Origin of the sequence: Pseudomonas syringae pv. tagetis, from assembly GCF_022557255.1 — a bacterium.
GTDB classification, from domain to species: Bacteria; Pseudomonadota; Gammaproteobacteria; order Pseudomonadales; family Pseudomonadaceae; genus Aquipseudomonas; species Aquipseudomonas caricapapayae.
On sequence record NZ_CP092923.1, the window covers coordinates 3,437,095 to 3,453,484 of the forward strand.

The window sequence follows — 16,390 nt, forward strand, 5'->3', positions numbered from 1 at the left end:
TGGATGCCACTGCGTACAGACGATAACTGGCGCCACGGCGCCGTTTTGTTGGACCCTGAACACACCCGTTTTGCCCTCTGGGCACCGGATGCCTCCTACGTCAATGTCGAACTGCAGGATGGTCAGTCACTGGCCATGCTGCCCCAGCCGGAAGGTTGGTTCGTAATCGAGGCCCGCTGCGAAGCGGGCGCTCGCTACCGCTTCAGGATTGATCACGAGCTGGAAGTGCCTGACCCTGCATCTCGCGCGCAGGCCGGTGACGTTCACTCGCACAGTATCGTAGTCGACCCTCATGCCTATTCATGGCAAAACACCTCGTGGAACGGTCGACCGTGGCACGAGGCTGTGATCTATGAACTGCACGTAGGTGCGATGGGTGGCTACGCAGCGGTGGAAAAACATCTCCAACGCCTTGCCGAAATGGGCATCACCGCCATTGAACTGATGCCATTGGCGCAGTTCCCCGGTGATCGCAACTGGGGCTATGACGGCGTTCTTCACTACGCTCCGCAATCTTCGTACGGCACACCGGAGCAGCTCAAACACCTGATCGATACCGCTCACGGTCTGGGTCTGATGGTGATACTGGATGTCGTCTACAACCACTTCGGCCCCGACGGCAACTACCTCGGAAGCTACGCCAAGGAGTTTTTCCGCAGCGACCTGCACACTCCCTGGGGCGATGCCATCGACTTTCGACGCCCGCAGGTGCGCGACTTTTTCGTCGACAACGCTTTGATGTGGTTACTTGAATACCGCATTGATGGCCTGCGTATGGACGCCGTACACGCCATTCGCGACGAGACATTCCTGCCAGAGTTCGCCACCCGTGTGCGCGGGCGCATCGAGCCGGGCAGGCATGTCTGGCTGAACCTTGAAAACGAGTTCAACCAGGCCGGCCTTCTTGAAAAAGGTTTCGATGCGCAATGGGATGATGACGGGCACAACACGCTGCACGTGCTGCTGACCGGCGAAACCGACGCCTATTATTCCGACTTTGCTCAGGAACCCACGCAAAAGCTTGCTCGCCTGCTCAGTGAGGGTTTTGTCTATCAGGGCGAAAAGACGCGTCACGGGCATACGCGAGGCGAGCCCAGTGCGCATCTTCCGCCTTCGGCCTTCGTGCTGTTTTTGCAGAACCACGATCAGATCGGCAATCGTGCATTGGGTGAACGTCTGCCGCAACTGTGCGACCCTGCGGCGCTCAGAGCCGCAACTGCCCTGCTGCTGCTTTCGCCGATGATCCCGCTGATGTTCATGGGCGATGAATGGGCGGCCAGCGAACCATTTCTGTTCTTTACCAGTCACCACGGCGAACTGGCCGACGCGGTACGTGAAGGACGCCGCAAGGAGTTTGCCGACTTCGCAGCATTTGCCGATGCGGAGAAGCGCGAGCACATTCCCGATCCCAACGACGTTAAAACGTTCGAGGCATCGCGTCCGGCTTTTTCGGCAATGGATCTGGAGACCGACAAAGGTCTGGACCACCGCAGCTGGTTCGACTTCTATACGCAGTTGCTGGCCTTGCGACACCAGGAGATCATGCCGCGCCTGCCAGGTGCGCGTTTCCATAAAACCGATATCCTCAGCGACAAGGCGGTCAGTGCGCGCTGGACCCTTGGTGATGGCAGCGAGCTGCGTATCGACCTGAATCTCAGCCAGCACGCCGTGAATATCCTGCCGCCACAAAAGGGCCGGCAGATATTCTCCAGCGCCTTAAAATCGTCCGAACTTTCCTCGCCAGCCATCCTCAATCCTTACACGGCCATTGTCAGCCTGACAGCAAGTGATGTTCTGGAGGAACAGGATGAACAATGAGCAACTGGAGAGGCTTGCGACCGAGGCAGGGCTATCGGTGCACTGGGTCGATGCAAACGCTCGGCCGCAGACCGTCAGCCCTGATGTGCTGCGTAAAGTCCTTGAAGCGCTGGGCTACCCGGCTGAAAACGGCGAGGCCATAGACGCCAGCCTGCTACGTCTGCAAAGCGCCAGTCACGGCGCGAGCGCCCCGCCGCTGCTGACGGTCGATACGGACAGTAACCTGGACCTGTCAGAGTGGTTTGAACCGCAAACCCCGTTCATCCTGCACCTTGAAGACGGGTCTTCACTGGATGCAAAGCTGACAGCTCATGCAGAGCTTCCGGCACTGGCACCGCCTGGCTATCAGCAGCTGGAGATTGCCGGACAACACCTGACCATCGCCGTCGCACCGAAAACCTGTTTCAGCATGGCAATGGCCAGCGCAACCAACACGCCACGTGGCTGGGGCCTGACCGCTCAGCTTTACAGTCTGCGTCGCGACGGTGACGGGGGTTTTGGCGACACCGAAGCACTGGAGAAGGTCGTACGCGCTGCAGGCGAGCGGGGAGCCGATGCCTTGGGCATCAGCCCTATTCACGCCATGTTCGCCAATGACCCGCACCGTTACAGCCCCTATTCACCGTCCAGCCGGCTTTTTCTGAACAGCCTTTATGCGTCACCGGGCACCATCCTCGGTGAGGGTGCCTGGCGTCAGGCTATAGAGGATGCCCGCGTTGGCGAGGAAATGAAACGGCTCGAAACGCAGCCGTTGATCGACTGGCCGGCCGCCGCCAACGCCAAGTGGAAAGCACTGCACAAACTGTATGAGGTGTTCAGTGCAGGTGATCACCCCTTGCACGAAGATTTCAACAGCTTTCGCCACAATGGTGGCGAAGCGCTGGAAAATCATTGCCGCTTCGAAGCGCTGTGTGCCGAGTCCAATACACTGGGCATTGTCAACAACTGGCATGACTGGCCGACAGAATTCAAAGACCCTCGCAGTGAAGCGGTGGCAGCATTCGCCAAAACACATAGCGAACACATCGGTTTTCATGCGTTCGCGCAATGGCTTATTGCCCGCGGTCTCGAGCGCGCGCAGGTTGCAGCGCGCAGCAGTGGCATGCGCATCGGCCTGATTGCCGATCTGGCAGTCGGTGCCGATGGTGCCGGCAGTCAGGCGTGGAGTCGTCAGGACGAGCTGTTGTCGGCTTTAACCGTAGGCGCACCACCCGACATTCTCAACCGAGCAGGACAGAGTTGGGGAATTTCTGCATTTTCGCCGTATGGTCTCAAACGTAACGGGTTTCGCGCCTTCATTGAAATGCTGCGCGCTAACTTCGCCCATGCCGGTGGCCTGCGAATAGACCACGTCATGGGGCTGCAACGGTTGTGGGTTATTCCCCAGGGATCACCGCCCAGCGAGGGTGCTTATCTGAACTTCCCACTGGATGACATGCTTCGCCTGTTAAGCCTGGAATCCTGGCGGCACAAGGCAATTGTGCTCGGTGAAGACCTTGGCACCGTACCAGAAGGCCTCAGCGACAAGCTCAGCGCCCGTGCCATTCTGGGCATGCGCGTACTGCTGTTCGAGCAAAACAATGGCCAGTTCAAACCGATTCTCGATTGGTCGGATCAAGCCCTGGCCACCACCAGCACGCACGATTTACCTACTCTGGCAGGCTGGCTCAGCGAGCTGGATATTGAGTGGAACGCGCGGCTCGGTCACATCGATGAACAACACGAATCCCAGTGGCGAGAAGAGCGCGTGCGGGAATATGAAAGCCTGCGTCGTGCCTTGAGTCAGAACATCGACAGTCTGCCGTCCGACAGCGAAGATCCGGACCAGATTATCGACGCGAGCATTCGCTACCTGGGCCATACGCGCGCTCCACTGGTGTTGCTGCCAATGGAAGATGCGCTGGGTGTCGAGGAGCAGGCCAACCTGCCCGGCACCATTGACAGCCACCCTAACTGGCGCAGACGTCTTCCCGGCGATGCGGCCTCCTTGCTTGACAACCCGAATGCTGCTCGAAGACTGGAATTGCTCTCTCAATCCCGGCTGCAAGCTGCGGAGCGTGACCAATGACCCGTCCAATCCAGCCCCTGCGCGCCACCCAGCGCCTGCAATTTCATAAAGACTTTACACTCGACGACGCAGTGCCCCTGGTGCCCTACTTCGCCAGCCTCGGTATCAGCCACGTGTATGCGTCGCCGCTGCTCAAGGCAAGGGCCGGCTCGATGCACGGCTACGACGTAGTCGACCCTACTGTCATCAACCCCGAGCTGGGCGGCGAGCCGGCCCTGCTGCGCCTGGTGTCTGCCCTGCGCGAACACGGCATGGGGTTGATCCTCGATATCGTCTCCAATCACATGGCTGTGGGGGGGGCAGATAACCCATGGTGGCTGGACTTGCTGGAATGGGGCCGTCGCAGCCCATATGCGGAGTTTTTCGACATTCAGTGGAATTCGCCGGACCCTCTACTGGAAGGTCAGTTGCTGCTGCCATTTCTGAGCAGCGACTACGGTACCGTTCTGCAGGCAGGAGAAATCCCGCTGCGCTTTGACGCCGGGCACGGCTCTTTTTACATCGAGCATTACCAGCACCACTTCCCGATCTGTCCATTAACCTACGATTCGTTACTGCAGGCAACGGAGCACCCGCAACTGAAGGAAATGAGCCAGCGTTTCACGGCGCTAGCTCAGTACCCGCAAGCTTATGAGCGCGCGCGTCAGGTCAGAACCGAGTTGGCCGAACTGGCGAAAGATACACAGGTGCTGAAAGGCATCGAACAGATCCTCGCGCACTTCGACTCCAGCACGCCGGAAGGCTTTCAGCGTCTGCATCAGTTACTGGAACGTCAGCACTATCGACTGGCCAGCTGGCGTACGGCCGGTGACGACATCAATTGGCGGCGCTTCTTCGATATCAACGAACTGGGTGGCCTGCGCGTAGAACGACCGCAGGTATTTGAAGCGACCCACGGCAAGATATTTCAGTTGATTGCCGACGGGCTGGTAGACGGGCTGCGTATCGACCATATCGACGGGCTGGCCAATCCACGTGGCTATGGCCGCAAGCTGCATCGCCGGGTCAAAAGCCTGCTCAAGCTGCGCCCTGCGGAGGCGCACATTGATCATCTGCCCATTTTCGTCGAGAAGATTCTGGGTCCCGACGAGCCGCTGCGTGAAGACTGGAGCGTAGACGGCACGACCGGCTACGAGTTCATGAATCAGGTTTCGCTGCTGCAACACGACCCCAAGGGCAAAGAGCCGCTGGGAGAGCTGTGGAGTCGGCTGACAGAGCGTACCGCAGACTTCGACCAGGAAGTGCTGGTTGCCCGGGATCTGGTCCTGCATGGCACGCTGGCGGGCGATTTCGAGAACGTGGCGCAGTCGTTGCTGCAGGTTGCACGCAGCGACCTGATGAGCCGTGACCTCACACTGGGTGCAATTCGCCGGGCCTTGCTGGCGCTGGTGGTCAATTTCCCTATCTACCGTACCTACATTTCGGTGTGCGGCCGGTCAGCGGAAGATGACCGTTATTTCCAGCAGGCAATGGAGGGGGCTCGCTTGACCCTGAACGAAGGCGACTGGCCGGTACTGGATTACCTGGCGCGCTGGCTGGGAGGTGAACCGTGGCGAAAACTCCCGCGCGGACCTTTGCGCAAGCTCTACAAGAATGCGTGCGTACGCTTTCAGCAACTCACCTCTCCGGTCGCCGCCAAGTCGGTTGAAGACACCTCGTTCTACCGGTCAGCAGTGCTGCTGTCGCGCAACGACGTGGGATTCCACCCGCAGCATTTCAGTGCGCCGGTCGAAGACTTTCACCAGGTCTGCCTGGAGCGTCTGGAAAAGTTTCCCGATAACCTGCTGACTACGGCGACGCATGACCACAAGCGTGGCGAGGATACACGCACACGCCTTGCAGTGCTGAGCGAATGTGCCCCGTGGTATGCCGAACAGGTAGAGCGCTGGAGACAGTTGGCGATGCCCCTCAAGGGGGACGAACCGACCATTAGCGCGGGCGACGAACTGATGCTCTATCAAGCGCTACTGGGTAGCTGGCCACTTGATCTTGAGGGCGAAGACGCCCACAAGGCATACGCCCAACGTATGGTGCAGTGGCAGGAAAAGGCCCTTCGCGAAGCCAAACTGCAAAGTAGCTGGAGCGCACCGAACCAGCCCTACGAAACTGCCTGCAGGGAGTTTCTCGAACGCTTGCTGCTGGCTCCGGAAGCACTCGCGCTGCGTCAGTCCCTGAGTGCGACGGCCAATCGCATTGCGACCGCCGGAGCGCTCAACAGTCTGGCGCAAACCTTGCTACGCTTGACCGTGCCCGGTGTTCCCGATTTGTATCAGGGCACCGAGTTCTGGGATTTCAGCCTGGTGGATCCGGACAACCGGCGACCGGTTGATTACGTAGCTCGGCAAAAAGCGCTGGCAGAAGAAGCCAGCGCTGCCGAACTGCTTGATCACTGGCAGGACGGTCGCATCAAACAGGCGCTGATCGCGAAGGTATTGAACCTGCGGGCTACGTATCCAACGCTGTTCAGTGAGGGCCGTTATCAACCATTGGAAATAAAGGGTAGCCACGCTGAACACGTGATGGCTTTTGCCCGGGAAACGCAAGGAGTGCGCGCTATCATCGTGGTCCCACGCACAAGCAGTGAACTATTAGGTACTGCGCAAACTCCATTGATTAATGCTGCCCATTGGAGCGACACGCGGATTATTCTGCCGTTTGCCGACTCCGGATCTGACTGGAAAGGACTCTTTTCCGACGTTGCCGTAACGAACGATCGGGAGATACCGCTCAGTGCAGCGCTTGAAAGATTTTCCGTCAATATGCTTATTCAAACTATGTAATAGCTGGGAGTCTCAAGATGAGTGCCGACGAAAAAAGAATTCGCGATTTTGCCTACCAAATCTGGGAATCGGAAGGTAAGCCTTCCGGACACGACGAGCGTCACTGGGAAATGGCACGCAAACTTGCAGAAGCCGAAGCCCTGGCACCGAACAAGTCCAGTGTGCGTAAATCGAGCAAGCCCAAGCTGCCCGAAGTAGACAGCGCCAAGGCACCTGCCAAGAGCGCAGCCAAGCCTGCCGCCAAGGCAGCGCCAGCGGCCAAACCTGCTGCAAAACCGGCGACCGAAGCGAAGCCCAAGCCAGCAGCCAAGGCCGCACCGAAGCCTGCACCCAAGGCAAAGCCTGCCGCCGCCACGTCAACTGATGCCCCAGCCAAACCTGCTGCCAAGAAGCCACGCAAGCCGTCGAATTCTTGAAACTCTTCTGGCCGGGCACCGGTCAATTGTTGCAGGTCTCGCTCTGATCAGAGATGAGGCCTGCTACACCCCCATACTTTAATCGTCAATATTGAAGTCTTTACGGCTTCGATAGCGGTCTTGGCCGCTCAGAAAATCATTCGACGTCAGGAAGTCATCATGAATACGAAGTCCACTACACCGGCAGAAGACAAGTCGGCCCAGCAAGACAATCCAGGCAATACCCCGTCTCGCATTCGTGAAGGACTTCCCTTTCCGCTCGGTGCCAGCTGGGATGGCCTGGGTGTCAACTTCGCACTGTTTTCGGCCAATGCGACCAAGGTAGAACTGTGCCTGTTCGACTCGACCGGTGAAATCGAACTTGAACGCATCGAACTTCCGGAATACACCGACGAGACGTACCACGGCTATTTGCCGGACGCCCACCCGGGGCTGATCTACGGTTACCGCGTTTACGGTCCTTACGACCCGAAGAACGGTCACCGCTTCAATCACAACAAGCTGCTGATCGACCCCTATGCCAAGCAACTGGTTGGCGAGCTGAAGTGGTCGGAGGCATTGTTCGGTTACACCATCGGTCACCCTGACGGCGACCTGAGCTTCGACGAGCGCGACAGTGCGCCGTTCGTACCGAAAAGCAAAGTGATCGACGAAGCTTATACCTGGGGCCGTGATCAACGCGTCGGCACGCCTTGGGACAAGACGATTTTCTATGAAACCCACGTGCGCGGCATCACCATGCGCCATCCTGAGGTCGCCGAGGAACTGCGCGGTACGTTTGCCGGTCTCGGGTCAGCTCCGGTAGTCGATCACATTCGCAAGCTGGGTGTGACCTCCGTCGAGCTGCTGCCGATTCATGCGTTCGTCAACGATCAACACCTGCTGCAAAAAGGCATGACCAACTACTGGGGCTACAACAGCATTGCGTTTTTCGCTCCAGACCCGCGTTACCTGGCAAGCGGCAAGATTGCCGAATTCAAGGAAATGGTTGCGCACCTGCATCATGCCGGGCTGGAGGTCATCCTCGATGTGGTCTACAACCACACTGCCGAAGGCAACGAGCTGGGCCCTACCCTGTCCATGCGCGGTATCGACAATGCCTCCTATTACAGGCTGATGCCTGACGACAAGCGCTACTACATCAACGACTCGGGCACCGGCAACACCCTCGACCTGAGCCATCCATGTGTACTGCAGATGGTCACTGACTCCCTGCGTTACTGGGCCTCGGAAATGCACGTCGACGGCTTCCGCTTCGACCTGGCAACTATTCTCGGCCGCTACCATGACGGGTTTGACGAACGCCACAGCTTCCTGGTGGCCTGCCGTCAGGATCCGGTGCTGCGTCAGGTGAAACTGGTTGCAGAGCCTTGGGACTGTGGCCCGGGCGGCTATCAGGTCGGTGGCTTCCCACCGGGCTGGATGGAGTGGAACGACAAGTTCCGTGACACCGTACGGGCGTTCTGGAAAGGCGACGAAGGTCAGCTGGCAGACTTCGCTGCTCGCATGACTGCCTCGGGCAACATGTTCAACCAACGCGGCCGCCGTCCACAGGCGTCGGTGAACTTCATTACCGCGCATGACGGTTTCACGCTGCACGACCTGGTGTCCTACAACGACAAGCACAACGAGGCCAACGACGAAAACAATCAGGACGGCAGCAATAATAACCTGTCCTGGAACCACGGCGTCGAAGGCCCGACCGAAGATCCGGAAATCAACAGCCTTCGTCTGCGTCAGATGCGTAATTTCTTCGCCACATTGCTGCTGGCACAAGGCACGCCGATGATCGTGGCCGGTGACGAGTTCGCACGTACTCAGCATGGCAACAACAATGCCTACTGCCAGGACAGTGAAATTGGCTGGATCAACTGGGATCTGGACGAGGACGGCGCAGCGTTGCTCAAATTCGTGACCCGCGTGATCAAGCTGCGTCAGACTTACCCGATTCTGCGTCGCAGTCGCTTTCTCGTAGGTGATTACAACGAAGAAATCGGCGTCAAGGACGTTACCTGGCTTGCTCCGGATGGCAACGAGATGAGTGTCGAGCAATGGCACGATGCCAATGGCCGTTGCCTGGGCATGCTGATGGATGGCCGCGCGCAGGAAACCGGTATCCGTCGTCCAGGTGCCGACGCTACGCTGCTGCTGGTTGTCAACGCGCACCACGACGGTGTCAATTTCAAGCTGCCGGAAGTGCCTGAAGGTACTCATTACGAATGCCTGATCGACACAAATCAGGATGATGCGCGCAGCAAGGAACACTTTGCATTTGGCTCGGAATATACCGTCACACCGCGTTCGCTGCTGTTGTTCGAACTGAAGCGTGAAGACCAGCAATGATTGATGCCTTGAGTGAGTTCCTCGACTGGCGCAAGCACGGTTATGCCGATACGCGTGCGCTGGGCGAGTGCTTGCAGGCATTGCTCAACGAGGGTCTGGATCAACTTCCCCTGCCTGCCAGCGGTCAGACACTTGAGCGCTGGCGGGCGCTGGCCTGCGTTGCAGGCCACGATCTGGGGTTATGCAAGTTGTACGAGGGGCACACCGACGCCTTGGCGATCATGGCGGAACTGGGTGCCCCGCCCCCCGAACAATTCAGCACCTGGGGCATGTGGGCGGCAGAGCCACCACAGGCACGGGTGAGTATCAGCGGTTCCGGCGATTCGCTTCGCCTGAACGGCCGCAAGGCATGGTGCTCCGGTGCTACGGCGCTGAGCCATGCATTGATCACCGCATGGGACGAGGAACAACGCCAGCAACTGGTCGCAGTACGCCTCGATCAACCCGGCGTGCATATGACCGGCGATGGCTGGCGCGCAGTGGGCATGGGTGCCACCGGCAGTGTCGACGTGATGTTCGAGCGCGCCACCGCCCAGGTTGTCGGAGCGCCCGGTGGCTACCTGGAACGCCCCGGTTTCTGGCAGGGCGGCATTGGCATCGCGGCCTGCTGGTACGGTGCCTCGCGCTCGATCGCTCAACGCTTGCTGGCACAGGTCGGCAAACGCGAAGAGGCGCATGCCCTTGCGCACCTGGGTGCGGTGGATGTATCGCTGCAGGCCGCGATCGACGTACTGCGTGCGGCCGCGGCTCATCTGGACCAGGCACCGACTGAAAATGCCGAAGTGCTTGCCAGACGCTGCCGTGCTTATGTAGAGCAAGCCGCCGAGCTGGTGATTCAACATGTAGGCCGTGCTGTCGGTGCCGGTCCTTATTGCAAAGACCCCCACTTTGCCCGACTGATTACCGACCTGCCGGTCTTTCTGCGCCAGAGTCATGCCGAACAGGACCTTGCCGCATTGGGTCAATTGACGGGTAAACGGCTACCTCCTGCACGGACGTGGTCACTGTGAGAGCGCCCCCCCCTATGAGTGAAGGCTTTGTAGTGAGCGAAGACGAGTCGGGTCAGGGTACGCCTCTGGCTGCGTGGAACGCTTCCGCCAGGCTGCGCAGCGTGCCCGCGATTACCGCAGACCTGCTGGTGCCGACCAATTGCAGGGCGGTCATTATCGCTCCGCATCCAGATGACGAAGTGCTGGCCTGCGGCGGCCTGATGAGCCAGCTGGCGCAGCTGGAACGCAACCTGCTGCTGATCTCGGTCACCGACGGCACTGCCAGCCACCCGGGCTCCACGCTATGGCCCGTCGATAGATTAGCTGAAACCCGCCCCCAGGAGAGCGCCGAAGCTCTGGAGCGGCTCGAGATTCCTCACGCACGCCTTGAGTGGCTGCGTTGCGGCTTGCAGGATGGTGCCGTTGCCGGATCAGAGGAATGGCTGGTGGCGTTTCTTGAACAGCATCTCGGGCCTGCCGACGTGGTATTTGCCACGTGGGCAGAAGATGGCCACGGTGATCATGAAGCCGTCGGCCGCGCCAGTGCAAAGGCCTGTGCAACTACCGGGGCGCAGCTTCACGAAGTGCCGATCTGGGCCTGGCACTGGGCTGCCCCTGAAGACGAGCGTCTGCCATGGGACCGCGCACGCAAATTGTTGTTGGACCCGCTGACCCTCGCACGTAAGCGCACTGCCGCTCAGGCGTTCGCCAGTCAGTTGCAGGGTGATCCGGCCATCGGGCTTGCGCCTATTCTGCCCGCAGCCGTTCTGGAACGACTGCTGCAACCGTTTGAAGTGGTATTTACGTGAGCGTTGACGACAGTTATTTCAATGAGCTGTTTCTCAACAGCGACGATCCGTGGGCGTTCAAGCAGCGCTGGTACGAGCGGCGCAAGCGTGCGCTGACACTTGCCGCCCTGCCCTGCGAGCGCTACCGCGCGGTATTCGAACCAGGTTGTGCCAACGGCGAACTCAGTGCCGATCTTGCCGAACGATGTGACGCTCTGGTGTGCTGCGACACGTCCAGCCTGGCGGTTGATCTGGCGCGCCAGCGTCTTGCAGGCTTGCCTCATGCGCAGGTGCGGCAGGCGCGCTTGCCGCAGCAATGGCCGCAGGGGAAATTCGATCTGATCGTACTCAGCGAGCTGGGTTACTACCTGGACGGCGACGATCTGCGGAGTCTTATCGAATGCGCGCTTTCGGCACTCACACCCGATGGCCAACTGCTCGCCTGCCACTGGCGTCCCGATATCGAGGGCTGCCCGCTGAACGCGCAGGCCGTACACGACATCCTTGCCGAACACTTGAACATGTACCGGCTTTTCAGTCATCACGAACAGGATTTTCTGCTGGACCTGTGGAGTCGTGATGGAACCTCCGTAGCAGAACAGGAATTCTCCGATGATCGGCATTCTGATCCCGGTGCACAATGAAGAGCAGCTACTCGATTTGTGCCTCGAAACGATAAAGCAGGCGGCCGCGCACCCCGACCTCAAGGGCGAGCGGGTGGAAGTGCTGGTGGTTCTCGACAGTTGTACCGACCGCTCGGCAGAGATCGCGCGCGCTCATGGTGTGATGGTTCTCGAGGTTTCGGCTCGCAATGTCGGACAGGCACGTGCCGAAGGGGCGGCTTTTCTCCTCGACAGAGGCGCTCGATGGCTGGCATGTACCGACGGCGACAGCACAGTGGCAAACGACTGGCTCGCCGAGCAGCTGGCGCTGGACGCCGATGCAGTGTGCGGGACCGTCATGCCCGGCGACTGGAACAAGGATATTTCCGTTGCCGCGCAGGCGGCTTACCTTCAGCATTATCAGCAACGTGACGGCCATCGGCACATTCACGGTGCCAATCTGGGCGTCAGTTCAATTGCCTATATCAGCGCAGGCGGGTTTCCGGCACTGACCTGCCACGAAGATGTGCACCTGGTCCGGCAGTTGGAATTGATCGGTGCGCGAATCGCCTGGAGTTGTCGCCCCAGAGTCACCACCAGTACCCGCCTGGACTCCAAGGCCAGAGGCGGGTTTGGTGACTTCCTGAGTTCGCTGAACGCCTGAACGGCTCTTATTGATGATGGGCTGTCTGCATGCCCGAGTGGTCGGTATCGGCAGCATTGAGCGCAGCGCTGAAGAATCGCACGGCTTCTGCACTCAGAGTGCGGTGGATGTCCTCGCGGTCCACTCCGTCAGGGTCATTGCACAATAACGGTGCAGTCGAGCGCTGCTCGTCACTGCACGGTGCCATGAAGACAAAGTGCCCTGCTCCCGCCAGCAATTTATAATCCGGTGCCTGCGGCAGTTTGCGCGCCAGCGCTTCGGCATTTCGGTCGATCGCCAACAACTGGTCGTCATCCCCCGCGTACATCAGCACCGGTACGTGCACGTCACCCAGTGTGTGACGGCCGAACATCAAGCTCAACGGTGCCATCAACATCAGTGCACCGACTCGTGGATCGGCCTGGGCATGAAGGTCGTCCCGGTCGGCGACCAGCTCTCCCTGCGTCTTGCAGGCGTCGCGGTCTGTCGGGCGTTCGAGGCAATATTGGCGAAGGCGCTGCAGGTCAGGCTGTGCACCGGCCAGAATCAGCGCGGTTTCGCCACCGGCCGAGTAACCGATCACACCCACCTGACGAGCATTGAGATAAGGCGCGAGCAGAGGGTCAAGCAAGGCCGTGCTGATCGCTTCGGAGATCTGCAAGGGGCGACCATACAGATTGCTCAGGCTGCCCAACCGGCTGTGGTCGCGATCATTGTCGCCGGGATGAACCACGGCAACGACTACAAAACCCTGACGCGCCAGTGACGTGGCCAGATCGTGCAACGCCATGGGTGTGCCGGTATTGCCATGCGACAGCAGCAGTAAAGGGAAACGGCCCATTGCAATCGGCGCATCTTCACCGGCCTCGACACGATAGCCGTGGAGGGTGCTCCACTGATCGCTGCCGGTCGACGGGTAAAAAGCGATGGCCTGCACCGGCTGCGAATCCAGCGGGTCGGGGAAACTCAACTCGTGATAGCCCGCGCTCCAGGCATCATCAGCTTGTGCATGCACTGCAATCAGGCTGTCGAGCAAGCAAACCAGCATCACTGCACAAAGACGTACCATGGCAAGGCCCAACCTTTGCAAATCCGGAAACTCGTCCGGACAGTCCATTAAGCGCTTGTGTCGAGCATCGTGCTCCAGCGCCCCGCTTCCACTCAGATGAGAGTGTTCAAAACAGAAATAGTGCACAAGCCGGGCCACAAACCGCGTGTTCTTTTCAGTCATGGCGAAAAGACCCGCAACATCCGGAATTCCGGTGCGGTGAAAGGACAGCTTAATCCCTGTAAAGCCCGATTACCTGTAAGGAAGCTGTCAAGGTCGAATACGTCCATGTCCGCACGCATTTATGCGGCCCACAAAAAAACTCCACAACCGGTGCAAACCGCTGCACGGGGTGTGGAGTTTTATGCAGCGCCTTATCGATCAGGCAGCAAACAGCTCACTTTCGATATGTTCTTGCGCCGCTGTCAGGGCGTTGGCACGAGGCTCTTCTCCGTAAGCCAAGCCGTGGGCACGAACGAATTGCAGATCGGTGATACCGATAAAGGCGAACAACGTCTTGAGCAATTCTTCGTGGCCAGCGCCGGTTGGCTGGCCGACATGCAAGCCACCGGACGTGGAAACGATAATAACCTTCTTGCCGCCACACAGGCCTTCAGGGCCTGCTGCGGAATAACGGAACGTACGACCAGCGACCAGAATCCGGTCGAACCAGGCTTTGAGCTGGGACGGAATGGTGAAGTTGTACATCGGCGCGCCGATCACCAGCACGTCGGAATCGAGAAACTGTTGCAAGGTGGCTTCGTTGCTGACGACTTCCTGCTGCTGGGCGGCATCACGTGCCTCCACCGGGGTGCCCGCTGCGGCGAGGCTGGCAGCAGACAAATGCCCCAAGGCTTCACTGGCGAGATCGCGGTAGGTCACCTGGCTGTCGGCATGCGAGCTTTGAAAGGCCTGAACGACTTCATGGGTCAATTGACGCGAAGCGGAATGATCGCCGAGGATGCTGGAATCGAGGTGCAATAAATTCATAACGTAGCTCCTTAAAGAAAATCGCCACTGAGCGATGAAGTGGCGAGCATCCTATCCTTAACTGCAATAGATGATTAGTGGTCTTGAATGCGACTGTTCGTTCTATTAAGAGAACAATAGAGTGAGTCGGGGCTCAAGCTCAGCTCTTTGAAGGAGGTCTCGAACACATCCAGCAGCCCTCTGACCGCGGGAAGCAGCCCACGGCGCGAAGCAAACACGGCGTGTACGATGCCGCATTTTGGCCGGTGCTGGCTGAACAGTTCGACCAGACGCCCGTCCTGCAACGCTTCGCGGACAATCAGCTCCGGCAGTTGGGCCACTCCAACCCCTTGCAAAGCGGCCTGCAGCATCATGTCCAGGTCCGAGCTTATCAGCCTCGGCGTGTGGCGAATTTCAGCGTAATGGCCGGGAACCGTTTCCAGCAGCCAGCGGTGTTCATGGCTCGGAGAGGGAGTGTCGAGGCTGGGCAATGTCGATAACGCCTCGAGTGCAGGCGTAGCGGACAGCCTGGCAGCCAGATCCGGGCGTGCAACCAGACGTTGCGCGCTGTGCCCGAGCAGCTTGACCACCAGCCCGTCGTCTTCCAGCGGCGGGAAGCGCACACGCAAGGCGATATCGATGTTCTCCGTCAGCGGGTCGACGCGGCGGTTGGTACTTTCGACCTGGACCTGAACCTTCGGGTGCTCGGCCGCGAACCGGGCAATGGTCTCGTTGAAGCCCATTGCCGCCAGTGCTGGAGGACAGCTGATCGCCACCCTGCCCTGCGGCTCGGATTTAGAACGCAGAATAGCCTCTTCGGCAGCTTCGGCTTCGACCAGCATTGCCACGCAGTGAGCGTAGTAATCGCGTCCACTCTCGGTCACGGCGAACGTCCGGGTCGAACGGTGAATCAGCCGCACGCCCAGACGCTCCTCGAGCCCGGCAATGCGGCGGCTCAGCTTTGACTTGGGAATGCCCAACTTGCGGCTCGCGGGCGCGAAGCCAAGGCATTCGACCACCTGGACGAAATAAAACAGATCGTTGAGATCAAACACCCGGCCACCTCGCTTCAAGAGCCGGGAGTATGCAATGCCATGACAAGCGTCTCAAGACCGGCTTTCAGAGGCTGGCGGATCACTCGGCAGTCAGAAACGCCAGCACCGGCGCCGTGAATGCTTCCCCGGCCTCGACACTGGACAGATGAGCAGCATGCAGTTCGATCATCTGCGAACCCTGAATGCGCTCGACCATGAAGCGCCCGTCCGCCGGGGTCGTTACCGCATCCTCAGTACCGCACACCACCAATACCGGCAATTTGATAGCGGCAATCTGCTCACGGAAATCCGCATCACGCACAGCCGCACAGTTGGCGGCGTAACCCTGTGGTGACGTGCCTGCCAACATGCCGACGACGGTGTCGACCGTAGCTGGCTCGGCCTCAGCGAATGAACGCGTGAACCAGCGCGCGACAGACGCATCGCGCAACGCAGCCATGGCTGATTGCCCGTCACGCAGAACGGTTTCGATACGAGGGTTCCAGACATCGGGGTTGCCGATCCTGGCTGCCGTGTTGCACAGCACGACCTTATGCAAGCGCTGTGGTGCATTGATCGCCAGCCATTGGCCGATCAGCCCCCCCATGGACAGGCCACAGAAAAAAACCTGGTCCATGTGCAGCGCATCCAGTAACGCCAGCACATCGCGACCGTTCTGCTCAATGCTGTAAGTCCCGTCACTGACCAGCGATTTGCCATGACCACGCGTGTCGTAACGCAATACCTGAAAGTGATCAATGAAGGCTGGAACATGGTTGTCCCACATATGCAGATCGGTGCCCAACGAGTTGGACAGCACCAGCACCGGCGCACCAGCCGGGCCTTCAAGCAGGTAGTTCAGTTCACCATCGGCGAGTTGCACGGCAGACAT

The 16,390-nt window shown here is 59.3% G+C and carries 13 protein-coding genes; 9 read left to right on the plus strand and 4 right to left on the minus strand.

Annotation, left to right across the window (positions count from 1 at the left end):
• Positions 1-3 precede the first annotated feature (3 nt).
• The 9 genes from treZ (at position 4) to MME58_RS15290 (ending at position 12,468) form a co-directional block, all read left to right on the plus strand.
• Positions 4-1,818: a malto-oligosyltrehalose trehalohydrolase gene (treZ, locus tag MME58_RS15250; protein WP_054988295.1), complete on the plus strand. Its 1,815-nt coding sequence runs from the start codon at positions 4-6 to the stop codon at positions 1,816-1,818.
• On the plus strand, positions 1,808-3,886 hold the full coding sequence (gene malQ, locus MME58_RS15255) for a 4-alpha-glucanotransferase (RefSeq protein WP_055007131.1): 2,079 nt from the start codon (positions 1,808-1,810) through the stop codon (positions 3,884-3,886). The genes treZ and malQ overlap by 11 nt, the downstream gene beginning before the upstream one ends.
• Positions 3,883-6,666 (plus strand): malto-oligosyltrehalose synthase, encoded by a 2,784-nt coding sequence (locus tag MME58_RS15260; RefSeq protein ID WP_055007130.1) that lies wholly within the window; start codon positions 3,883-3,885, stop codon positions 6,664-6,666. Before malQ ends, MME58_RS15260 begins: the two co-directional genes overlap by 4 nt.
• Positions 6,667-6,683: 17 nt before the next feature.
• Complete coding sequence (locus MME58_RS15265; protein WP_054988292.1) at positions 6,684-7,082, plus strand: DUF2934 domain-containing protein; 399 nt, start codon at positions 6,684-6,686, stop codon at positions 7,080-7,082.
• Positions 7,083-7,241: 159 nt separating this feature from the next.
• Positions 7,242-9,425 carry a glycogen debranching protein GlgX gene (gene glgX, locus MME58_RS15270; protein ID WP_055007129.1) on the plus strand — a complete coding sequence of 728 codons (2,184 nt, stop codon included), beginning with the start codon at positions 7,242-7,244 and terminating at the stop codon, positions 9,423-9,425.
• Complete coding sequence (locus MME58_RS15275; protein WP_055007128.1) at positions 9,422-10,435, plus strand: acyl-CoA dehydrogenase family protein; 1,014 nt, start codon at positions 9,422-9,424, stop codon at positions 10,433-10,435. The genes glgX and MME58_RS15275 overlap by 4 nt, the downstream gene beginning before the upstream one ends.
• A gap of 14 nt (positions 10,436-10,449) precedes the next feature.
• Positions 10,450-11,223, plus strand: a complete 774-nt coding sequence (locus tag MME58_RS15280) for a PIG-L deacetylase family protein (RefSeq protein WP_055007127.1) — start codon at positions 10,450-10,452, stop codon at positions 11,221-11,223.
• Positions 11,220-11,846: a class I SAM-dependent methyltransferase gene (locus MME58_RS15285; RefSeq protein WP_055007126.1), complete on the plus strand. Its 627-nt coding sequence runs from the start codon at positions 11,220-11,222 to the stop codon at positions 11,844-11,846. Before MME58_RS15280 ends, MME58_RS15285 begins: the two co-directional genes overlap by 4 nt.
• Positions 11,815-12,468: a glycosyltransferase family 2 protein gene (locus MME58_RS15290; protein ID WP_054988287.1), complete on the plus strand. Its 654-nt coding sequence runs from the start codon at positions 11,815-11,817 to the stop codon at positions 12,466-12,468. Before MME58_RS15285 ends, MME58_RS15290 begins: the two co-directional genes overlap by 32 nt.
• A 7-nt stretch (positions 12,469-12,475) precedes the next feature.
• On the opposite strand, the gene MME58_RS15295 is transcribed toward MME58_RS15290, so the two are convergent.
• From MME58_RS15295 to pcaD, 4 genes are all read right to left on the minus strand, one after another.
• Positions 12,476-13,516 (minus strand): alpha/beta hydrolase family protein, encoded by a 1,041-nt coding sequence (locus tag MME58_RS15295; RefSeq protein ID WP_055007150.1) that lies wholly within the window; start codon positions 13,514-13,516, stop codon positions 12,476-12,478.
• A gap of 360 nt (positions 13,517-13,876) precedes the next feature.
• Positions 13,877-14,485 carry an FMN-dependent NADH-azoreductase gene (locus MME58_RS15300; RefSeq protein ID WP_054988286.1) on the minus strand — a complete coding sequence of 203 codons (609 nt, stop codon included), beginning with the start codon at positions 14,483-14,485 and terminating at the stop codon, positions 13,877-13,879.
• 74 nt (positions 14,486-14,559) lie between these two features.
• The gene (locus tag MME58_RS15305; RefSeq protein WP_054988285.1) at positions 14,560-15,519 is read right to left on the minus strand and encodes a LysR substrate-binding domain-containing protein; all 960 of its coding nucleotides are present in this window, start codon (positions 15,517-15,519) and stop codon (positions 14,560-14,562) included.
• 79 nt (positions 15,520-15,598) lie between these two features.
• Positions 15,599-16,390 carry a 3-oxoadipate enol-lactonase gene (gene pcaD, locus MME58_RS15310; RefSeq protein ID WP_054988284.1) on the minus strand — a complete coding sequence of 264 codons (792 nt, stop codon included), beginning with the start codon at positions 16,388-16,390 and terminating at the stop codon, positions 15,599-15,601.